This window comes from Paenibacillus sp. CFBP 13594, from assembly GCF_014842675.1.
Lineage (GTDB): Bacteria > Bacillota > Bacilli > Paenibacillales > Paenibacillaceae > Paenibacillus > Paenibacillus amylolyticus_B.
The window spans coordinates 178833-198560 of record NZ_JACYVQ010000006.1; the positions used below are offsets into that span (position 1 = coordinate 178833).

At 44.1% G+C, this 19728-nt stretch carries 27 protein-coding genes; 24 read left to right on the forward strand and 3 right to left on the reverse strand.

Translation table 11 applies throughout. The features are described 5' to 3' along the window. Nucleotides 1–34: 34 nt before the first annotated feature. Nucleotides 35–622, reverse strand: a complete 588-nt coding sequence (locus IFU39_RS19945) for an NAD(P)H oxidoreductase (RefSeq protein WP_192134450.1) — start codon at nt 620–622, stop codon at nt 35–37. Between the two features lie 247 nt (nt 623–869). Between IFU39_RS19945 and IFU39_RS19950 the strand changes: the two genes are divergently transcribed. The 13 genes from IFU39_RS19950 (at nt 870) to IFU39_RS20010 (ending at nt 8509) form a co-directional block, all read left to right on the forward strand. Beyond that, nucleotides 870–1268, forward strand: a complete 399-nt coding sequence (locus IFU39_RS19950) for a winged helix-turn-helix transcriptional regulator (protein WP_192134452.1) — start codon at nt 870–872, stop codon at nt 1266–1268. Continuing rightward, entirely contained in the window at nt 1265–1759 is a 495-nt protein-coding gene (locus tag IFU39_RS19955; protein ID WP_192134454.1) for an NUDIX hydrolase, read from the forward strand. The genes IFU39_RS19950 and IFU39_RS19955 overlap by 4 nt, the downstream gene beginning before the upstream one ends. Before the next feature lie 96 nt (nt 1760–1855). Then, a complete protein-coding gene (locus IFU39_RS19960) occupies nt 1856–2209 on the forward strand; it encodes a hypothetical protein (RefSeq protein ID WP_206759575.1) in 354 nt (117 codons plus the stop codon). Nucleotides 2210–2268: 59 nt separating this feature from the next. Then, a complete protein-coding gene (locus IFU39_RS19965; protein WP_192134459.1) occupies nt 2269–2784 on the forward strand; it encodes a hypothetical protein in 516 nt (171 codons plus the stop codon). A gap of 193 nt (nt 2785–2977) precedes the next feature. Continuing rightward, on the forward strand, nt 2978–3676 hold the full coding sequence (locus IFU39_RS19970; protein WP_244661038.1) for a DUF4085 family protein: 699 nt from the start codon (nt 2978–2980) through the stop codon (nt 3674–3676). 329 nt (nt 3677–4005) lie between these two features. After that, nucleotides 4006–4221, forward strand: a complete 216-nt coding sequence (locus IFU39_RS19975) for a hypothetical protein (protein WP_091015091.1) — start codon at nt 4006–4008, stop codon at nt 4219–4221. A gap of 60 nt (nt 4222–4281) precedes the next feature. Further along, complete coding sequence (locus tag IFU39_RS19980; protein ID WP_192134461.1) at nt 4282–4830, forward strand: HAD-IIIA family hydrolase; 549 nt, start codon at nt 4282–4284, stop codon at nt 4828–4830. Nucleotides 4831–4849: 19 nt separating this feature from the next. Further along, complete coding sequence (locus IFU39_RS19985) at nt 4850–5323, forward strand: NUDIX domain-containing protein (protein ID WP_192134463.1); 474 nt, start codon at nt 4850–4852, stop codon at nt 5321–5323. Between the two features lie 205 nt (nt 5324–5528). Next, nucleotides 5529–6095, forward strand: coding sequence for a MepB family protein (locus IFU39_RS19990; protein WP_192134465.1), 567 nt, complete (start codon nt 5529–5531; stop codon nt 6093–6095). 15 nt (nt 6096–6110) lie between these two features. Continuing rightward, a complete protein-coding gene (locus tag IFU39_RS19995) occupies nt 6111–6494 on the forward strand; it encodes a hypothetical protein (protein WP_091015083.1) in 384 nt (127 codons plus the stop codon). Between the two features lie 143 nt (nt 6495–6637). Next, entirely contained in the window at nt 6638–7675 is a 1038-nt protein-coding gene (locus IFU39_RS20000) for a hypothetical protein (RefSeq protein WP_091015082.1), read from the forward strand. An 88-nt stretch (nt 7676–7763) separates the two neighbouring features. Further along, entirely contained in the window at nt 7764–8147 is a 384-nt protein-coding gene (locus tag IFU39_RS20005) for a hypothetical protein (protein ID WP_105597824.1), read from the forward strand. A 65-nt stretch (nt 8148–8212) separates the two neighbouring features. Further along, the gene (locus tag IFU39_RS20010) at nt 8213–8509 is read left to right on the forward strand and encodes an SHOCT domain-containing protein (RefSeq protein WP_091015079.1); all 297 of its coding nucleotides are present in this window, start codon (nt 8213–8215) and stop codon (nt 8507–8509) included. Between the two features lie 146 nt (nt 8510–8655). On the opposite strand, the gene IFU39_RS20015 is transcribed toward IFU39_RS20010, so the two are convergent. After that, the gene (locus IFU39_RS20015) at nt 8656–9627 is read right to left on the reverse strand and encodes a cation diffusion facilitator family transporter (RefSeq protein ID WP_192134469.1); all 972 of its coding nucleotides are present in this window, start codon (nt 9625–9627) and stop codon (nt 8656–8658) included. Nucleotides 9628–9917: 290 nt separating this feature from the next. On the opposite strand from IFU39_RS20015, the gene IFU39_RS20020 reads away from it, so the two are divergent. The 9 genes from IFU39_RS20020 (at nt 9918) to IFU39_RS20060 (ending at nt 17121) form a co-directional block, all read left to right on the forward strand. Continuing rightward, nucleotides 9918–10595 (forward strand): response regulator transcription factor, encoded by a 678-nt coding sequence (locus tag IFU39_RS20020; RefSeq protein ID WP_192134471.1) that lies wholly within the window; start codon nt 9918–9920, stop codon nt 10593–10595. Continuing rightward, nucleotides 10592–11968, forward strand: coding sequence for an ATP-binding protein (locus tag IFU39_RS20025; protein ID WP_192134473.1), 1377 nt, complete (start codon nt 10592–10594; stop codon nt 11966–11968). Before IFU39_RS20020 ends, IFU39_RS20025 begins: the two co-directional genes overlap by 4 nt. Before the next feature lie 67 nt (nt 11969–12035). Continuing rightward, nucleotides 12036–13166: an ABC transporter permease gene (locus tag IFU39_RS20030; RefSeq protein WP_192134475.1), complete on the forward strand. Its 1131-nt coding sequence runs from the start codon at nt 12036–12038 to the stop codon at nt 13164–13166. Continuing rightward, a complete protein-coding gene (locus IFU39_RS20035; RefSeq protein ID WP_192134478.1) occupies nt 13163–13840 on the forward strand; it encodes an ABC transporter ATP-binding protein in 678 nt (225 codons plus the stop codon). The genes IFU39_RS20030 and IFU39_RS20035 overlap by 4 nt, the downstream gene beginning before the upstream one ends. A gap of 164 nt (nt 13841–14004) precedes the next feature. Then, nucleotides 14005–14565, forward strand: coding sequence for an NUDIX hydrolase (locus tag IFU39_RS20040; RefSeq protein WP_192134480.1), 561 nt, complete (start codon nt 14005–14007; stop codon nt 14563–14565). A 121-nt stretch (nt 14566–14686) separates the two neighbouring features. After that, nucleotides 14687–15100 carry a DUF4275 family protein gene (locus IFU39_RS20045; protein WP_244661039.1) on the forward strand — a complete coding sequence of 138 codons (414 nt, stop codon included), beginning with the start codon at nt 14687–14689 and terminating at the stop codon, nt 15098–15100. Nucleotides 15101–15127: 27 nt separating this feature from the next. Further along, nucleotides 15128–15721, forward strand: a complete 594-nt coding sequence (locus tag IFU39_RS20050) for a DUF4304 domain-containing protein (RefSeq protein WP_192134482.1) — start codon at nt 15128–15130, stop codon at nt 15719–15721. Nucleotides 15722–15800: 79 nt separating this feature from the next. Beyond that, nucleotides 15801–16808: a phosphotransferase gene (locus IFU39_RS20055; RefSeq protein WP_192134484.1), complete on the forward strand. Its 1008-nt coding sequence runs from the start codon at nt 15801–15803 to the stop codon at nt 16806–16808. Nucleotides 16809–16827: 19 nt separating this feature from the next. After that, complete coding sequence (locus IFU39_RS20060; RefSeq protein WP_192134486.1) at nt 16828–17121, forward strand: RNA polymerase alpha subunit C-terminal domain-containing protein; 294 nt, start codon at nt 16828–16830, stop codon at nt 17119–17121. Nucleotides 17122–17140: 19 nt separating this feature from the next. Here the strand turns inward: IFU39_RS20060 and IFU39_RS20065 are convergent, their stop codons facing one another. Continuing rightward, the gene (locus IFU39_RS20065) at nt 17141–18085 is read right to left on the reverse strand and encodes a hypothetical protein (RefSeq protein WP_192134488.1); all 945 of its coding nucleotides are present in this window, start codon (nt 18083–18085) and stop codon (nt 17141–17143) included. Between the two features lie 340 nt (nt 18086–18425). On the opposite strand from IFU39_RS20065, the gene IFU39_RS20070 reads away from it, so the two are divergent. Both IFU39_RS20070 and IFU39_RS20075 read left to right on the forward strand, forming a co-directional pair. Further along, on the forward strand, nt 18426–18932 hold the full coding sequence (locus IFU39_RS20070; protein WP_179198456.1) for a DUF2569 domain-containing protein: 507 nt from the start codon (nt 18426–18428) through the stop codon (nt 18930–18932). 119 nt (nt 18933–19051) lie between these two features. Then, nucleotides 19052–19666, forward strand: a complete 615-nt coding sequence (locus tag IFU39_RS20075) for a histidine phosphatase family protein (protein ID WP_192134490.1) — start codon at nt 19052–19054, stop codon at nt 19664–19666. The last annotated feature ends 62 nt before the right edge of the window (nt 19667–19728 follow it).

A 19728-nucleotide genomic window follows, 5' to 3' on the forward strand; every position in this document is an offset into this window, starting at 1 on the left:
TCAGGCGTCATATCGATGTAGCGCTATAATGCCTTTATAACGTCGAAGGGTCGTTGGCGTAGTTCAGTCCCAGGTTATGCGCATGGTTCAGCAATGCCTCATAATGCTCAGGCTTGGATTCCAACGTTTCATATAAAAACTCAACCCTGGATCGGGACACGCCGCAATAATCGGCAATACCCACATTGAGCAGATTGGCAATTGATTCACCATAGTTGCGCTTATGCATCTGTTCTTCCGTCACACCCGAAAGAGAGATCCATAATATCTGCTGATGAGGAAGTTTGTTCTTGCCATATGCAAACCCATTGTTCATGACACGATCTACATAACCTTTCAACATGGCTGGCAGATGCCACCACCAGAGAGGAAACACAAAAGCCACAGCATCGTGCTTCTTCAAACGCTCCATCTCCGTTTCAACCTCTGGTGAGAACACCTGATTTTCTTGAGTATAGTCGGGTTCATCCTTTTCACGAAGAATCGGGTCGAAGCCAATTCCATGTAAATCCAATATCTCATAACCGTGACCAGCCTCGGTAAGCCCTTTTGCAAAACGTTCAGCTACCTGGAAGGTCAACGAATCTTTACGCGGGTGGGATACGACAACGAGTACGTTCATCTTAACTTTCACTACCTTTCTGGATTACGGTCTTGTAGCCATAAATCAATGGCTGATGCTATTATAAACAGGTATGAAAACATCTGGAAGTACGCACTTTGATGTTCTATAAGAAGAATAAAGTGCCATAGGAACATTGAAGTACCCTAAATGGCGGCCCCGAAATGGGCTTGAATAAATGGAAAAAGAGAAGCAAGAAGATTATGTTTTCACCTAGGATACAGCCTGATTATGGAGGGGTTCAAAAATGACGGAACATGGAGAAACAAGTGCTCCAAAGAAATATAAAGTAGGCGTGGAAGCGGCCTTGGAAGTGATGGGTGGGAAGTGGAAGCCTTTGATTATTTATCACTTGATGACTGGACGGAAACGCACGTCAGAGCTTCGACGATTGATACCGGACATTACGCAGAAGATGCTGACAACACAGCTCAGAGGTCTCGAAAAGGACGAGATTGTGCAGCGCAAGGTATATTCGGAGGTTCCTCCCAAAGTGGAGTATGAGTTAACGGATTACGGCTGGGGACTTAAGCCTGCCCTGGACCATTTGTGTTATTGGGGAGAAGATCATCTGGACAAAATCCACGGGGATAAGTTTAAGGTTCTGGAAGACTTTGATTCCGAAGAGAAGGGGTCGGGAATATGAATGGTGAGGAGCACGCGAAACAGGCAGTGCCCTTTCGTTGCGAAGGCGTGGCTGTAGTTCTGTTGAAGAAGAGCCTGGATCAATACCGTGTACTGATGCTGAAGCGGGCTGGTCGTATGTTGCATAATGAGTGGTGTTATGTTGGCGGCGGGATAGAGAAGGGCGAGAAGGCATGGGAAGCTGCACTCAGAGAAGCCCACGAGGAAACAGGTATTACGGAAGTCCAGTTGTATTCTGCCAATCAATTCGAACAATATTATTCACCCATGGGAGAGTATATCTATACCGCTCCCGTATTCGTAGGATACGTGGATGAAAGCCAGGTTGTCCGGTTAAATCATGAACATACCGAGTACCAATGGATGACGTTTGACGAAGCCAAAGAAAATGCGGCATTGCCCGGAATTGAAGACATTTTGGATTTTGTTGAAAAGCATTTTGCCAGAAAAGTCCCTTCCAAGTGGCTTCGGATTAATGGAGAGAATAATTAGGAGGTGGAACTCATCACGTACAAGACGATTTATCCAAGAGCATGGTTGAGCCTACTATGTATGTTGGTCATTGAAGCTATACTTTTCAGGGATGGTATGTACGGTAAAAATGGTATTTCGAAGTACTCCCTGATCGTTATATTGACCTTTATTCTCGGTTATATCGTTTTCCTGATCTGGCGTTTATTTTTCACTAAACCCAGTATTACGCTGGAAAGAGATCATGTGATTTCTACGAGAAATCATAGATATGATACAGCTCAGATTGAGTGTATTTATGTGAATTACAGACGGATTGGCATCAAACTCTATGGTAAACGTTTAGTGCCGATCGATCTGTGCTTTTATTTTCGACGAGGTCAGGATTCCGCAGGTGTAGAAGCTGTGCATGAATGGGCGGCGCGAAACGACAAAGAAATAAAACACAAATTTTTCCAAACCTTGGCGTAGACCTGTACGTCTGTTGAGTATAAGGGATTGTTAAGGCTGAAGATAGGGGAGGCGTAGCGATGCAAACCATAGAGCAATTTCTAACGAGTGATTGGTATACACAGGTAACAACTGAAATTATTCAGCTTAAACCTCAGGTCCAATTTGTCGAGCATGCCAGTTTCGAAGCATCGTTGCTGATGGATTCATTTAAAGAACGGAAATATGTGCTGGAAGGGTTTGGCGTCTCGGCTCCAACCGAAGAAGAGTGCATACAGTGGATTATGGAGCAGATGGACGGAAACAAGGACCACATCATGTCTTATGTTCTGGCTCGTTTAACATTCAGTGAACAATTGGAAGATGATCCAGATGGAGAATTTCCAGAAGGCGAGGAGCCTGATGCGGGAGATCGAACTGAAGTGGTCGAGGTATTAGGTTTTACGAGATCTGTTATCGCTAACACCATCATTGAATATGATATGGTCAAAAATCATCCTAAACAATTAACAGCGTTTTTTAAACGCACACATATTCCAGGTGCAGCTAATTTCTCGTCACAAATAAAAAAGCTTTACGCTTCAATCGCAAAGTAGATTCTAAAAATCAGCAGAAGAGGTGCATATGAGATATTTAACGAAAGAATGGTATGAGCTGTGTCAACGAATAGGACTTCATTTTGGGATGAGGGTACATAGAGGAGCGTATGAGTTCGATGAGAATCTATTTTTAAGGCTATATAAAAGAAAGCAAAAAGCGCATGTGAAACAGGAGCGAGAGCTATATAATATGGATCCACGTTTCATGCTGGAGCATGATGGACAGGTGCTCACTCGCGTAGACAAAGCTTTCGGTGAGGGAGAAGTGACAGAAGAGGATCAGATCGTATTTCACATGCCGCCGGAACAAAGAGCGCATATCGAGAAACTTATTGCAGAATATGATGTACGCCCTCCGTTTGATGAGAAGAAATGCAAGGAAGAGTACAAAGAATCAATGGAATGGAATTTTCGATATAAGGCAGAGAATTTGCCACAGGAAATCGTTGAACAAATTGCGGATATCCGTGTGTTTACGTTGGGCTACTGTACGAAAGAGGTTATGCTACAGCTAAAGAAACTGAGTGCAGAAAATAGGAGAGAGATGGAGCGTGTATCGAATGAATACCGGGAAGTTATTATAGCGCAGGGTATTTCCGATGAAATTCGTAACCGGGTTCAGTTTCATGATTGTACTGTAACAGAGCTACTGACAGGGGATGAAGTGCTCATTCGTTTTGACACCCGCGGGGGCTTCACCAATATAAACAAACTTACGCTGGTTGCACCCGAAATCATCAAGCAAGACGTTGGGATTATAGGCACTCACTGGTTGTATCAGGAGCTGTATCGGATCGATAATGGATATGAGCTTCATGTTCTATTTGATGGAGAAAATATGCCTGAATTGATTGTTCGCTGTGCTGACATTCTCGCAGAGGAAGAGTGAGAGAGAGTCCAAAAGGAGGATGGAGGGAATAGAGATGGAATGGACCACCAGCACCTTTGGTTATTTATCTACTCCCGTATTTATCGTGGGCGTTGCGTGTTACTTTTTTCCTAACCTTTTATACAAAGTATTTGTTCTGATGAGATATCGAGAAATTTAACCGAATTGGGAGTTCGAAGATAACCCACCTCATAGTGATATCCCTAAACATATCGAAATAATATTAAAAGTACTAGGCACCATTATGGTGATCCTGGGGTTGATATGGTTTTGGTTTTCAGAAGAGTTTTACAATTTAGTTTTTTGACAGCAAGGAGTTGAGCAAAAATATGGAGTTTTTCTGGGCTTTGATTATCTCAATGATAAGTATTATTGTGGTTCTTATCTTTGCGGCAATTATACGTTATGCCGTAGATTCATCCAAAACATCCCAAAAGCTGGATCTACTCATCAAAGAAGTACACTATCTTAAAACTGAAATCAAAAAACAGCAACACCATAAGCAGCAAGATGATAGCAAGCATATTATCGATGAGAAAGTATAGGGAACTAATTTTAGATCGATGCGAGAGATACAATAATATGTCCTCGGAAAGGAACAGACCATGATGAAACCAAATGGGAATGTACAAGCTGTTTTTATAGACAGAGATGGAACCATCGGTGGTACAGGACATTTTATTCATCCGAGAGATTTCAGCTTATACCCCAAAGCTCAAGAAGCCATTATGTGTTTGAAGCGAGAAGGAATTATGGTACTGGCGTTTACGAATCAATATCGAATCTCACGTGGAGAAGCAAGTGTTCAGGATTTTGAAGCGCAATTTCGCGAGTATGGATTCGATCACTCCTATATATGTCCACATGAGCAAGAATGCAGTTGCCGAAAGCCGAAACCCGGAATGTTACTGCAAGCTTCCGAGGAACACGGTCTGGATTTATCCCAATGCATAGTTATTGGAGATGTGGGAGATACAGACATGCTTGCTGCCCATGCCGTAGGAGCGACCAAGATCATGGTGAGAACAGGCTGGGGGGAATCTTCACTAACCCAATTCAGAGACAGATGGATGGAGACTGAACCTGATTATATCGCTGCAGATATTTGGGATGCCGTACAATGGATCATTCATAGAAGAGAATTCATTAATTAAAGACAGGAGGTAGACCTGTATGGGCATATCAGACTATTACAAAAACCTGAGGGACAAGATCGGCAACGAGCTTATTTTTATGCCGGGTGTAGCTGGGATTATTCGGAATGGAGAAGGGGAGATTCTGTTCGGTCGTAAACATAACGAATCAACCTGGGGGCTCATTGCTGGAGCAATTGAGCTTGGTGAAATACCGGCGCAAGCGATGGTGAGAGAGGCACTGGAAGAGACAGGTCTGGTCGTTGAACCCGAAAAGATTATCGGAGTATACGGAGGTGAAGCAAGACGGTTTACATACAGTAACGGTCATCAGGTCGAATATTTGACTATCGTATTTGAATGCAGGATCAAGTCGGGGCAACTCACGCCCGATAATGAAGAGATGAAGGATCTGCAATTTTTCCCCGAGGATCAGCTTCCACCCATGGCAAACCAGTATCCGGATTATATTTTTAGTTCCAAGCAAGAAGAACGAGCCCATTTTGAAAGATAACCCCCTGTGTAATTGGAAGCTAACCTCGCCGCATGTTTACCAAATGAATCAAGATCCTAGTTATATGAGGGAACTATATGTTAATCAATCCAACGATAAATGAGATCAATAACTTATTCAATATACATCATATCAATGAAGAAATATCTGAAATTATCGCAAATGCCTTAGTTCAGACTATATAAGACAGGAGAGATATCACAAGTTGGATAACAAAAGTAGTTTGAATTGTCCGAATGCTTGGACTACTCCTGATATACTTCATGGCGACTTAGTTGCCAGTAAAGAACTTATCTATGACAAGTGTGGCTTTATCTGCTCACAACCACATGAAGAAGCACAAAATGCTGAATACGGGGCGTATGTATTCACCTTAAATTCTCTCTCCATTCGATTTCGCATCGCCAAAACCACCCCAACTAAGATTGGACAATTTGTTACCCTGTGGGAGCGGAGTGAGGATGGATCGACACAGCCATATGATGTATCAGATCCAGCAGATATGTATGTCATTAGTACGCGCACAGGTAGCAACTTTGGTCAATTTGTATTTCCAAAACATGTATTGTTACAGCGAGATATCATATCGGATCAAGGCAAAGGTGGCAAGCGCGCCATACGTGTATATCCGCCTTGGGACAAACCAACAAGTAACCAGGCTCAGAAAACCCAGCAGTGGCAGCTTGAATACTTCCTGGAAGTACCTTTTACTGAACCATTGAACTGTGATCAAGCCCGGGTACTTATGATAAACCATTATAATCACCTATGATTTAGGAGCGTGCTCATGATCGTATTAACGTCAGCAATAGCATTTACCTTCCTGATCCTAATCGTGATTCTCTTTCAAGTTGCTTTAGCGGTAGGTGTGCCGTGGGGCGAGTATGCTATGGGTGGGAAGTTTCCCGGGAAATACCCTATCTCCATGCGATTTTCCTGCATAGTTCTGATTGCGATTTTGGCATTCATGGGGATCATTGTTCTGAGTAAAGCAGGATTGCTTTGGCCTCAGTGGTCTGTTTTTGCAGAGACAGCGATCTGGTTTATCGTCGCGTATTTAGTACTTGGGACGATTTTGAATCTGATTACGAGAAGTGTATGGGAACGAAGAATCTGGGCGCCTGTAACATTGTTGATGCTGATAACGAGTATAATCATTGCCATTTCATAACAATGGGCAACAACGAAATTTACAAAACTAGAGCCCTGGCATGTTATGCCAAAGGGCTCTATGAATCACTGCCGTTCCTCATTTATACTATTGATAGTTTAACCCTTACATAGAGAAGATCAACGGAGAGGAGCGGTTTTATTATGCCGATCTACTACTACCTTGCAGCAGTTTTATTGGTTGTAATAGCCTATTTGATTCGACGCAAGCTCAAGACTTTCCGTCCAGCAGGAAGACGCAGGAAACAGACGAAAGTTACGTACAGACGAAAAAAAGTGCCATTGAATCTTGGACTTCGAGAAGAAGTTTCCTATCAACAAACCATTCTTCAGTTGGAGAAGAGCTACAATAAACATTTTGCCAACAAACTCAAGATCCGAATTCAACAGGAATATCCTCACATGAAAACGCTGGAGTATCGGTGGAAACTAATAGAGCTTAAGCGATACTTCATTATGGCTTCATTACTTAAGCAGGTGCCTATGTTTAGTGATGAGATAGATGATTTGTGGCATGAGATGCTGATGTTCACGAAATCTTACGCTGACTTTTGTGCAGAGTTAATGGGTTCCATGGTACACCATGAACCTGCAATCACTCGCCGCGAAATGCCAGGAGCACGTGCATGGTTTGACTGGGTGTACTGTCAATTATTCGAATTCACCCCCTACAGTGCTGCAATCTGGGGTGATTTTTTCGCTTACCCATTATCCAGTGATGTTCAGAAGCTGATTACACAGGGTGATCAATCAAAACTTGTGAATGAATTGTTTCATGCCAGACGCATGCAAGAGGATCCTGAAGCTGCTCAGGTGATTGCTTACTTGATTGATAAATTAAGTGGATCCGCAACTCTAAGTGAAGAAGAGTTATCTCCAGCATCTTCCGGAGGTAGCGATGTAGCTCTCGTCATGGCTAGCGCCATGGTGTATTACTCCATGCATAATGAGGCGACATATGGACTACACATGGGCCGACTGGAGCAGGAAATTCTTCCACAAGAAAAGGCAGTCTCTGGTTCCTCGTCAAGCAGTGGTTGCACAAGCGGTTCCAGCTGTTATACGGATCAATGTACTGATAGTGGTAGTTCCTCGGGAGGATCCGGATCATCCTCGGGATCATCTTCTGACTCTTCTTGCAGCTCATCCAGCTGTTCATCTTGTGGTGGTGGCGGAGATTAATGAAGTTGAGTATGTAGGCTGCATTAGAATCTGCAATCTTGAATGAAACAGTCACTAGACAAATGGAAATTCCGGAAAGGAAGAGCACATGCGAAGCTCCAGATTCACACCGTATTTAAGTTTTATAGGTTTTGGATTAGTCATTCTCACCTTGAGTGTGAATGTAAGCTTCAAACTAGGAATGGAGAAAGGTTTGGATGAAGGTTCCCTTATGCTGTTGTCAGTTGCTAATGCAGTGTTACTGATATATACGTTGGTATGGGGTGTATTTGGTGTAATCGAGTTTATGCTGTTATGGAAAGAAAAACAAAAGATAAAGTCCAAGCTGGAACGCGGAAAAATGAACAAAGAGGAATTCTTAGATCAGACTAAGAGAGTGAAGACCAGTCTGGGAATCAACATCAGTTATATTGTCATCCTGTTGTTTCAGCTTGGATACGTCATAACAAACTGGGACGAGGTTAATGTTTAGTCTTCTGACCGACCTTTCCTGATTTTGAATAAAAACATACATAACAAGTAGGAGGAATAAATTCATTGAAAGCATTATCGATTGTCAGCCTTATTGGGTTCGTACTCAATTTTTTGTTAATGGTCGTTTTTTTAGATGGTTCGCAAGATGGTGCGGAAGTAGCGGCAGGTTTGGGACTTCTCGGTGTCCTATATGGTCTGCTTTTCTCAATTCTAGCCCTAGTGATATCTGGCAAGAGAAAAAAGACCCCTGTGAATGTTCATGAACAACTGCTTCAGCTAGGTGAATTAAAAGAAAAAAATATCATTTCAGAATATGAATTCGATCAAAAGAAAGAAAAGCTACTCGCCAGATACAAATAGCCCAGAGTCTGCTGCGATAAGGTAAAGGCTATTCCATTTTCTACTCATACCAAAAAGCTGAACTTAGGAAAATAAAAACAGGGCGTTCCCATTCCGGGGAATCTGCCCTGTTTTTATTTAGAAGCAATTATATATTTATACCCATCTCAATGGTGATGGTGTGCGTGAGCATCTGGTGCGTCGCCTTTGACCGTACATAGTACCGAGGTGTCATGCAGATGTTTCTCGGACTCCACTTGAAGCGTCACGTGTTTAATTTCTTTATGCTCCAGCATATGTTCAATCTTCTGAACCAGGATCTCGGATGCATAAACATCCATCGTTCCATCTACGACGATATGAGCAGTCAGTGCGTTCAGGTTACTGGTAATGGACCAGACATGCACATCGTGTACGCCTTTGACGCCATCCACTTGTTTGATGGTCTGCACCAGCTCATTCACATCCACATTGGCCGGTGTACCTTCCATTAAGATATGCAGAGATGATTTGGTGACATAGAACCCACTACGCAATACGAGTGCCGCGACAATTACACTTGCCAGTGGATCGGCCCAACCCCAGCCAAAGAACATCATGAGCAATGCTGCCGCAATGGCACCAACCGATCCGAGCATATCACTAATGACGTGGAGATAAGCACCGCGCATATTCAGATTATTCTCCGTATCGCTACCACGCATCATGATCCAGGCCACCAGAATATTGACGAGCAATCCAATGACGCTGATGATTAACATACCTACGGTTGCGACTTCTGGCGGGTTAATGAATCGACCAATGGCTTCGTAGAAAATGTAGAGTGCAATGGCGATTAATGTAATTCCGTTTAACGTGGCAGCTAGAATCTCGAATCGTCTGTAGCCGTACGTTTTGCCAGTATTCACGGCTTTTTCACCAAACGTGAACGCCAGCAAAGCGATCCCGAGTGCAATGGAATCGGACAACATATGACCTGCATCCGAGATTAGAGCAAGGCTGTTGGTAATGAATCCGCCAAAGGCTTCAACGATCATATAGACGGTAATAATAATGAAGGAAAACAACAGGACTTTCTTGTTATTGGTGGTGTGAGCGTGGTTGTGCCCATGGTTATGACTGTGTTGATGTCCAGACATATTAAATCCTCTCCTTTGGAGCGAGGCTCCGTTATGTAATATGAATTCTAGTGTGACTATAAATGATCCCTAACAAGGATTAATCACCTACAAATGAATATATGAGCGTTTGTTCATATGTTATTGTTTTATTATAGTTGCGCCTCATAGTAGTGTCAACCAGATTTAAGGAAATGTAAACATACCAAGGTATCTCCGTGCACGTGCTGGCGAATGAGATTGCTTTTGTGCTACCATCTGTGCAGGATGATAGTGAGATGTTCTCGCAACATAGAAGGGCGGATAACGATATGAAACATCTGCTGCTGGCAGACGATGATGCAAATATTCGAGCACTCCTCCGGCATGTCATGACCAAGGAAGGCTATCGGGTCCATGAAGCGCAGGATGGTGTAGAAGCGGTGAAACTGATGCAAGAAACGCCAATCGATCTGGCGATCCTCGATGTCATGATGCCAGGCATGGACGGACTGGAGTTATGTGATTTCATTCGGCAGCATTACGACATTCCGATTATGTTGCTGACGGCACGAGATCAGCTATCTGATAAGAGAGAAGGTTATTTGAAAGGAACGGATGAGTATGTGACCAAGCCGTTTGAACCCGAAGAACTGGTTTACCGGGTAAAGGCATTATTTCGTCGGTACCATCGCACATCCAGCGATATCATCCGCATGAATCGAATCGTCATTGACCGTAACAATGTGGAGGTCACGGACGGGCAATCCATTCTCTTTTTACCAATGAAGGAATTTGAATTACTCTCACAGCTTGCCCAGTTTCCGGGGCGTTTGTTCTCTCGGGATGAACTCATTCGACTTGTCTGGGGAGCAGATTACGAAGGAGATGACCGTACTGTTGATGTACATATTAAGCGACTCCGTGATCGGTTTGCTGATTATACGGAGGATTTTGTCATCCAAACGGTGCGAGGCATCGGTTACAAGATGGAGGTGAAAGCACCGTGAGGACCTTGTACGTCCGAGTATTCCTCATTACGGTTGCGGTAATTGTGGTCAGCGGCATGCTGGGTTTCCTTTTGTCGAATATCTACTATCATGCGAAGCTCAAGGAATTCAATGATGAGAAGCTGGTAGGCATTGCAACGCAAATGAAGCAATTTGTAGAGCAGCAACCCGGCACCATGGAGCAGTATTTGAACAATGCCGCCGCACTCGGGTACGAAATCTATGTAACGGATGGAAAAGGCAACGACCAATTCTACGGCCGCGAATTCCGTGAGAAGGACCTGGACAAGCGAGCTGTAGATCTGGTACTTAATGGTGAGGTGTACCATGGCGTCGCCCAGTTTCCAAGTAAACCGTTCATTACCGGTTTCTTCGATAATCAATTAAGCAATACCGTGGGTGTTTATCTACAGCTAGGCAATGCGAATTACGCTCTCTTTATGCGTCCGGATGTAATTCTGCAGTTCGGTGAGCTGCGAATCTTTTTTGCACTGATTGGCGCATTTACCATAGGCATCAGTATCCTGATCTTTCTGATCAGTACCCGATATCTGGTCAATCCGATTGAACGTCTGTCCGAGGCGACCAAACGCATCGCACAAGGAAAATATAATCTGAAATTGCCTACTGCAAGACGGGATGAGATTGGACAATTAGCCCAGCATTTCATGACCATGAGCCGTGAATTGGAGAGGGTCGATCAGGCACGGCAACAGTTTGTATCGAACGTATCCCATGAGATTCAATCACCGCTGACCTCGATTCAGGGGTTTGCCCAATTGGTGGCGGATCGAGATCTACCCGAACAGGAACGAGAGCACTATGCATCGATCATTGAGGAGGAGAGTCGTCATCTCTCTTTGCTCAGCAAACAATTGCTTCTCCTGTCCTCCCTTGAACAAGGCAACGAAGATCTGACCAAAGTGAAGTTCTCTCTGCGGGATCAATTCCGGCAAGCGGTTCAGGTGCTGCAATGGCAACTGGAAGAAAAAGAACTGCTCCTTCGGATTTCGGTGCCCGAATCCATCCAGCTGATTGGCAATGAAGTGCTGCTCATGCAAGTCTGGATGAATCTTCTCGGTAATGCGGTGAATCACCTTCCACAAGGAAGAAGCATCGAGATCCATGCCGAGCAGATAGATGACCAGTGTGTAATCCAGATTCGGGATACAGGGGACGGCATTGCTGCGGAGCATCTGCCTTTTCTGTTCGATCGATTTTACCGGGTGGACCGTGCGCGGGAACGTTCTTCGGGGCGAACCGGGCTTGGACTTGCCATTGTGCAGAAAATTATCCGAATCCATGACGGTACAATTGAGGTTGCCAGTTCGCCTGAGGGAACAGTCTTTACCGTGACCCTTCCGCAGATGTAATCTGTTATTCATTTTCCGTTCATTTTCGCCTCCTATACTTGGATTATCAAGAGGGAGGTCACACAACATGTACTTGGCTATTCGGGAAATGAGGTATGCCAAAGGGCGGTATGCCTTAATTGCTACAATCATGGTGCTGGTTTCATTTCTGGTACTGTTTGTTACAGGTCTTGCACAGGGGCTGGCGTATGATAACGCAGCTTCGGTCAAAAATATGGCAGCAACCCACTTTGTGCTGGAACAGGATTCGAATCATCGGTTTACCCGGTCACAAGTGGATCAGGATCAGCTTAATCAAGCTCGCTCCGTAGTGGGGCAAGAGAACGCTGAGCCGCTCGGTGTGAAAATGACAACCGTCAGTCCAATGGGCGACACGAAAAAGATTGATGTCACGTTGTTCATGGTGAATCCGGAAGGCTGGCTTGCTCCAGCAGTTACCGAAGGAACTCCGATTACGGATCAGACCAACGGGCAGGTTGTGGTGGATCATAAGTTAGCTGAATCCGGTGTGACGATTGGCACCGTTCTGGTCGATCAAGCTTCGGGGATGAAGTGGACCGTTGGCGGATTTGTACAAAATGAGTCTTTCAGTCACTCGCCGGTCGTGTTCCTGAATGAAGAAGAATGGGTTACGCTTCAAGGAGGTTCACGAACTACACAAGGTTCGGCCGACACCAATGCCAATGCTCCGATATACAATGCCATTGCGGTAAAGGACGCGGGTGAGCAGGTAGACGAACTAAGTGCTGCAATGCCTAATACGGAAGTCATCACGAAATCGGATGCCGTATCGGCCATTCCTGGATATAAGGAAGAGCAGGGATCGTTGCTCATGATGATCGCTTTTCTATATGTCATCTCGGCGTTTGTGCTTGCGGTATTCTTCTATGTCATCACGATTCAGAAAACAAGTCAGTTCGGCATATTAAAAGCGATCGGAACGCGGAATGGATATCTGGCGGGTAGTGTTTCGTTACAAGTGTTCATTCTATCGGTTGGCAGTTTGGTCATTAGCGTACTGTTGGTTCGACTGTTTGAGTCCATCTTGCCAGCATCAATGCCATTTCAATTAGGCTTATCCACGCTTGCCTCAACCTGCATATTGTTCATCCTAATGTCTATGGCGGGTTCATTATTTTCAGTGTGGAAGGTTACCAAAATTGATGCACTTGATGCGATTGGGAGGACTGCAGCATGAGAAACCGATTGGTATTACAGGGAATTACCCAGACCTTTGAAGATGGTGGCAGTAAACGCACGATTCTGGATAAGCTCGACCTTGAGGTGGCCGAGGGGGAACTGGTGGCTGTGATGGGGCCTTCCGGCTCGGGTAAAAGTACATTCCTGTCCATTGCTGGCGCACTTCTTGAACCAACGGAAGGACAGGTTCTGCTGGACGGGGCTTCTATTATGGGCAAAAGCAAACAAGATATATCCGATGTACGGCTTCAACAGCTTGGTTTTATTTTCCAAAGTGCCAACCTCATTCCTTACCTCAAAGTAGAAGAACAACTGATGGTGGTCGCGAAGCTTGCCGGAACGGATAAAAACAAGGCGGAGAAACGAGTGGATGAGCTATTGGATACCGTAGGGTTGACCCATCGGCGGAAGGCGTATACGGAGAAACTGTCTGGCGGGGAACGTCAGCGGGTCGCCATTGCACGGGCGTTGATGAACGATCCGGCTGTCCTGCTCGCGGATGAACCGACAGCTAGCCTGGATGCGGAGCGCGGGCTGGATATTGTCGGCATGATTGCACGGCTCGTGAAAGAGCAGGGCAAGAGTGCAGTGATGGTTACACATGATGAGCGGATCTTGCCGCTCTGTAGCCAGGTTCTTTTTTTGGAAAGGGGAAAGCTGGTGCAGCATTAGACGATTAGGTGAGTTGTCAGGAATGGAACGATCTGATGTGATTAAGGACGAGAAGGTCATGTATTCCCTCAAGGGGAAGGTGGCCTTCTTTCTTCATTTTCATCTATAATTGGCAGAAGTATATAGATGAGAGATTTTATTTTACATAGAGAGGAACGGTGCGGATGAGCAGCTTGAATGCAGAACAATTCCCGGCGCTGAGTACGTCGATTCATTGGGGGATTATTGAGGCAGAGTTCAGATTAAACGACATCCTGGATGAAAAGCTGGTGAGCAATATTAGCATCATTCCATTTGTCGGGGATCAATGTGTTGTCTTCCAACTGGATAATGGAGACTGGGAGCTGCCCGGAGGCACGCTTGAAGCAGGTGAGCAGTATATGGATGGACTGAAGCGCGAACTGATGGAGGAACTTGGGGCAGAAATGCGTTCCTATCAGATTTTTGGCCAATTCCACTGTACATCCAGTGCGTTGGAACCGTATCGACCGCATATCCCGCATCCCCATTTCGTGCGAATCATCGGATATGGAGATGTTGAACTTGTCGGTGATCCGCTGAATCCAGAGGATGGCGAGCAGGTGGTTGCTGTTGAAGTGGTAGAGACTGATGAAGCGATTCGGAGGTTCCGGGCACAGAACAGATATGACATCGCCGAGATGTACCAACTGGCTCATATGCTGCGAGAAGAAGCTAAACAGGCAGGCAAGGACCAACTATTTTAATTCCAGATAGCCTACGGAGGTAATGATGATTCGAGATAAAATTAATGAGTTGCTGGATACTTTACCCGAATTGGAACTGAACCGAGCATATTGGGGAATTGAGCGTATCCATCAGGAATAAATGTTCAAGAAGAACTTGCAGGATAAGAGAGTTATCGTGTCCGAACTGTACGAGGAATCCGAAGGGATTGTAAAGCAATGGGATAGCGTGTTTGCACATAATATCGATGATGTGGTCAAAGAGTCTATCCATTATAGCGAGTACAAGTGGCATATGTTCAGTTATGAACAACAGAAATGTCTGACACATGATGAAGCACGAGATGCTTTCAATGCCGAGCCGAAAGATGAAGTATGTGTGATGTATGAAAGTGGTGGTTGGGTACTTTTATACGAAAATGCGAATCGGATCATTGCAGCAGATTTTGATTCGGAGCAAGATATCTATATCTTCGACCGGGCGTTTACATGGACGTACGTGTATACGCATGAATCCATGTGTGGCCCTTATTTTTATAAAATAGAACAAGTATGATTCTGAACAAAAGGGGAGTGATATCTTATGCAGGAACTGTTTAAGAAGATCATCAACACAGACGTCAAACCCTTATTGGCCAAACACGACTATTCCAAGAAAGATCTGAATTTCTCCAAAGCGGCTGGAAGTCTCGTATACAAGTTCAACGTTCAAAAATCAAAGGTTAACACGAGTAGTCACGTGCAGTTTTATATTAACTGTAGTGTCCATTCCACCGAGCTCGCGGAGTTGCAGTCTGTTGCATTGAGTGGGGTCGTATTGGAGAACAAATCGCATTTCACCTGCCGGATCGAGGAAATAGTCCCTTCCGCTCCGGCGCACTATACCTTAACGCCCGATATCAATCCAGACGCTTTATCGAAAGAACTGGTTTCACATTTGGAAGAGGGTATTTCATTCCTACACTCGCTAACAGGGGCCAGAGATATAGTCCATTATTATATGGCGAAGACAGCGCTACATTTAAGTGAAGAAACTTTCCGCTTCCTGCTACAAGCCGGCGATACGGAAGAAGCCAAGTATTATTTACAGCAACTACATGCCAAATACGGAGCCGAAAAGCGCTGGACGATATTTGAAAAGAAATATGCAGCCATTTTTGCTGAGTACGGAATGTAATCTTTGATTCGACAAATGGCCCAAATGAGAATTTCCAATGCGAGGGATTTGATCAATACAAAATGAATGGGGATAACATATGAGCGATACTCAATATACTTTAAATTTTGAGAAACTGTGTAATGAATTACAGCTTGGTGAATTGATCAGTTCGCCCAAACCAATCTCAGGTGGACTTCTTCATCGAATGTACGCCATTGAAACGACGCAAGCTAATTATGCAGTTAAGGCATTGAATCCCCAAATCATGATAAGACCTTCTGCTGTGCAGAATTATATGGATTCAGAAAAAATAGCAAACGTGGCAGCTGAACATATCCATGCTCAACCTGCAAAAAGGTTAAAGGGTGCTTCTATGCATAACATTGATAATCAATTCTATCTAATATTTGATTGGATTGAGGGTCAATGTTTGAAACAAGATGAAGTTACCTTCAATAACAGTTCTCTGATGGGAACGATCCTTGCAGATATCCATAAAACGGATTTTAGACAACTAGAATTGGATAGTTCACAGGCGACTAATTCTAAAAAAATAGATTGGATGTTTTATCTGAACAAAGGAAGAATTGAGAATTCGGAATGGATTAAGATTTTGGATTCCAATATGGATCAGCTGTATGAGTGGAGCATGAAAGCTAAGAATTCATCTTCAATGCTGGCATCCAATAATGTTATTAGTCACAGAGATCTGGAGCCTAAGAATGTGATGTGGAGACAAGACATTCCTATTATTATAGATTGGGAATCGGCAGGTTATATTAATCCGATGCATGATCTGGTAGAAACAGCTGTGTATTGGTCAGTAGATAGCTCTGGAAGTATAAACGAGGAAAAGTTCTTGGCTTTTATAGGTGGATATAAGAAGCGAGTGGGGAGTCTAACAGCCAATTGGGAAGTGGTTCTGGATGTTGGTTTTGCTGGAAAGTTGGACTGGCTCGAGTATAGTCTTAAACGGTCACTGTGGATTGAATGTACGGACATAGAGGAACAGTTATTAGGAACATCACAAGTCATTAGGACTTTAGAGGCTTTGAAACAATACGAAAATATGATCTCAGATATGAAGAACTGGTTGAATACTTAATCCAGAAGGGGATGCCCATATGGCAAACGATAAAGGAACACTCAGAACATGCGAACAAGGACATTCGTATTATAAAAAAAGTGATTGCCCAACCTGTCCAACGTGCGAAGCTGAACGTAAACCGAAAAATGGATTTCTAGCCTTGATGTCTGCTCCCGCCAGACGAGCCTTGGAGAATGAAGGGATTACAACACTACAGCAACTTGCGGAGTACACGGAGAAAGAAATCCTGAAGCTGCACGGAATCGGGCCATCTGCCATACCTAAACTGCGAAGCGCTTTGGAAGAAGAGGGAATGTCTTTTAAGAAATAACCCTCTTCACGCTGTTCCACTAATCCAAACCAGAAGCGGAAGTAATCTCCTCCATCGTTACCCGATACAACAAGTTACCTTCACTGAGTAGCAGACGATGTTGGCGAAAATCCTGCCTTGCCTGCTTGAAGGGCTGACCATTTTCATTTAATAAATCAACCTTCTGCCCCTTGCTCAATCTTCCGGGCTTCTCCATCTTCTTAAGCACAAACGTCCCATGTTTACCGTACCCGGCATCAAACAAGAAATGATAACCATCCGTGCTGAAGCCGGAGGAACCGGAGATGTTTGGATTCATGAATGTAACGTTGGGTTCACGGGTGCCCCCTGAGATACAACCGAGTTCAAAATCGGTATAGAAGTAGAACCAGACTTGCTTCTCATTCACCACATTGAGTGCGTAACAATCCGCAATGTCAGCTTCACGATTTTCATATAGTTTATTCCCGTGCTCATCCCAAGCCAGCAGACCATATGATCCAATCGGATCGTTCCATCCGTAGTTACCAAATACCCCTTCATCGAAGTAACTAGTCCAGATCGTTCCCTTTTCTGTGACCTGTACACTCTGAATACCGTCTCCCAACAAAAACTCACGAATTGTATTTCCGTCTAAATCGCACACTTTGGCGTTCAGATCAACCTGTTCATTCCCATAATTCGCACACCGTGCTCCGACCAGCAGCAGATGATCATGTAATGGTTGTACGTAATGATAATTGAACGTCTGTCCCCAGATGACAACTTCCTCGATAGTTTGGTCAGTCACAATAAGCACTTTGTACGTATAACTTTGATTCAAATTACTTTGGACGAACATACCTCGTTTTCTTTCGGGGATTTGATTCATCAACAGCACATAGACTCGGCCATCCCCGCCCCACTGGGTGGAAACGATATCGAATCCCTCGACATAGTTCGAAATGTCGGCAAAAGGCAAAAGTTTTACTTTGGGATTGGACATATCCATATCCTCCTTTGTAGTCAAATACTGAGTCACCATCTGCATCTGTATAAGAGGATTATGACTGACGCGTACTAAACTGAACATGGCGGAAGTATAGCGAAGGTCTTCTTTGGCTTTCTTGACACACGTAGTACAATAAGGAAGTTGTGTAAAATTCTATATAAGAGGAGGATGGAGAGGTAGCTATAAGAAGAGTGTGAGAATACATACAACGCACGTGTAGTAAGGGGAAAGAAGTACCCGTAGATTTGATTTGTATGAGTACGATTACGTGGAAGACTCATCTCTGAAAAACTAAAAAACTAAAAAACTAAAATGTATAAGGAAGTGTTACGAGGTGGAACCACATATTCAAGAGCAAAAGACAGACTACCGTCCACTAGGCGTATCGGGCTTGGGTGGTTGGCTGATTCTCGTCCAGATCGGATTATTTCTTACGTTGATTTTCCTGGCGCTCCAATTGGTCCTGTATTGTTTGCCCATGCTTACCACAGAGACTTGGGAGTTGCTAACTTCGGAGCAATCTGCATATTATCACCCGCTATGGGGACCGGTCGTTATTTTTGAAACGGTATATAACGCACTGTTTTTAGTGTTTAGCATATATACTATCATTGCTTTGTATAGTAAAAAATCGATCTTTCCTCGTCTTATGATCATGTTTTATAGTGTCAGTCTAGCCGTTAGTGTCATTGATTATTTATTGTTGCTTCAGATTCCGATGGCGAGAGAACTTGAGGATGGAAACTCGTTAAGAGATATTGGCAAGTCGGTACTTACTTGTGCGATCTGGATTCCTTACTTTATCAAATCAGAGCGAGTTCATAACACATTTGTAAGATAAATGGGTTGCAGGAAATGCCCGATCTCGGATAGAAGCTATCAGAGGTCGGGTTTATTTGTTACAAACGAAACCAGTCACATATATAGTTAACCTGTTCAAAGTGAAAAGGAGAAGAGATCTTGAAAATTTATCTGATAAGGCATGGGATGGATGAGGAAGGGTATCGAGGCGGATGGAGCGATCGTGGACTTACGGAACAAGGAATCAATCAATCCAGGAAATTGGGAGAGCATTTGCAACATCATGCTGACGAGTACAACATACATACGATCATTAGCAGTGATCTTCCTCGTGCAGTACAGACTACACGGGAAATTGAGAAGAGATTAAACATGCAGGCTAGCTTAATGAAAGATTGGCGGGAGATGAATAACGGAGATTTGGCAGGCATGCTCCATAAGGATGCTGAAGAACATTACCCAGGGGTTTATTTCAACACCCTTGAGATGGATTCCCCTTTTCCGGGAGGAGAAAGTCCAAGGGATTTTTATAAACGGATAAGCACTGCTTTCGAGAATCTTTTCAGAGGTCTAGAGGAGAATACACTCAAGTCCAATGTTCTGTTAATTACTCACGGCGGAGTGATTAACATCCTGTATTATCTGCTTGAGAATCGGGAATGGAGCAATCAGTCCAGCTTTTATCCCATGGGCAACACCAGTGTACATACCGTTGAAAAGGGAAGGCATGGTTGGAAACTTAGCAGTGCAAATGCATTAAGTCATCTAGAGTAGTTGTTTATTAGATCCAGAGCTGATCAGTCGAGACTTAATCAGGCTGTAGAGACTCATAGGCC

Excerpts from the sequence above, each read along its gene's own strand:
- IFU39_RS19945 (WP_192134450.1), bottom strand. The coding sequence starts at position 622 with ATGAACGTACTCGTTGTCGTATCCCACCCGCGTAAAGATTCGTTGACC.
- IFU39_RS19950 (WP_192134452.1), top strand. The coding sequence starts at position 870 with ATGACGGAACATGGAGAAACAAGTGCTCCAAAGAAATATAAAGTAGGC.
- IFU39_RS19955 (WP_192134454.1), top strand. The coding sequence starts at position 1,265 with ATGAATGGTGAGGAGCACGCGAAACAGGCAGTGCCCTTTCGTTGCGAA.
- IFU39_RS19960 (WP_206759575.1), top strand. The coding sequence starts at position 1,856 with ATGTACGGTAAAAATGGTATTTCGAAGTACTCCCTGATCGTTATATTG.
- IFU39_RS19965 (WP_192134459.1), top strand. The coding sequence starts at position 2,269 with ATGCAAACCATAGAGCAATTTCTAACGAGTGATTGGTATACACAGGTA.
- IFU39_RS19970 (WP_244661038.1), top strand. The coding sequence starts at position 2,978 with ATGGATCCACGTTTCATGCTGGAGCATGATGGACAGGTGCTCACTCGC.
- IFU39_RS19975 (WP_091015091.1), top strand. The coding sequence starts at position 4,006 with ATGGAGTTTTTCTGGGCTTTGATTATCTCAATGATAAGTATTATTGTG.
- IFU39_RS19980 (WP_192134461.1), top strand. The coding sequence starts at position 4,282 with ATGATGAAACCAAATGGGAATGTACAAGCTGTTTTTATAGACAGAGAT.
- IFU39_RS19985 (WP_192134463.1), top strand. The coding sequence starts at position 4,850 with ATGGGCATATCAGACTATTACAAAAACCTGAGGGACAAGATCGGCAAC.
- IFU39_RS19995 (WP_091015083.1), top strand. The coding sequence starts at position 6,111 with ATGATCGTATTAACGTCAGCAATAGCATTTACCTTCCTGATCCTAATC.
- IFU39_RS20000 (WP_091015082.1), top strand. The coding sequence starts at position 6,638 with ATGCCGATCTACTACTACCTTGCAGCAGTTTTATTGGTTGTAATAGCC.
- IFU39_RS20005 (WP_105597824.1), top strand. The coding sequence starts at position 7,764 with ATGCGAAGCTCCAGATTCACACCGTATTTAAGTTTTATAGGTTTTGGA.
- IFU39_RS20015 (WP_192134469.1), bottom strand. The coding sequence starts at position 9,627 with ATGTCTGGACATCAACACAGTCATAACCATGGGCACAACCACGCTCAC.
- IFU39_RS20020 (WP_192134471.1), top strand. The coding sequence starts at position 9,918 with ATGAAACATCTGCTGCTGGCAGACGATGATGCAAATATTCGAGCACTC.
- IFU39_RS20030 (WP_192134475.1), top strand. The coding sequence starts at position 12,036 with ATGTACTTGGCTATTCGGGAAATGAGGTATGCCAAAGGGCGGTATGCC.
- IFU39_RS20035 (WP_192134478.1), top strand. The coding sequence starts at position 13,163 with ATGAGAAACCGATTGGTATTACAGGGAATTACCCAGACCTTTGAAGAT.
- IFU39_RS20040 (WP_192134480.1), top strand. The coding sequence starts at position 14,005 with ATGAGCAGCTTGAATGCAGAACAATTCCCGGCGCTGAGTACGTCGATT.
- IFU39_RS20045 (WP_244661039.1), top strand. The coding sequence starts at position 14,687 with ATGTTCAAGAAGAACTTGCAGGATAAGAGAGTTATCGTGTCCGAACTG.
- IFU39_RS20050 (WP_192134482.1), top strand. The coding sequence starts at position 15,128 with ATGCAGGAACTGTTTAAGAAGATCATCAACACAGACGTCAAACCCTTA.
- IFU39_RS20055 (WP_192134484.1), top strand. The coding sequence starts at position 15,801 with ATGAGCGATACTCAATATACTTTAAATTTTGAGAAACTGTGTAATGAA.
- IFU39_RS20060 (WP_192134486.1), top strand. The coding sequence starts at position 16,828 with ATGGCAAACGATAAAGGAACACTCAGAACATGCGAACAAGGACATTCG.
- IFU39_RS20065 (WP_192134488.1), bottom strand. The coding sequence starts at position 18,085 with ATGTCCAATCCCAAAGTAAAACTTTTGCCTTTTGCCGACATTTCGAAC.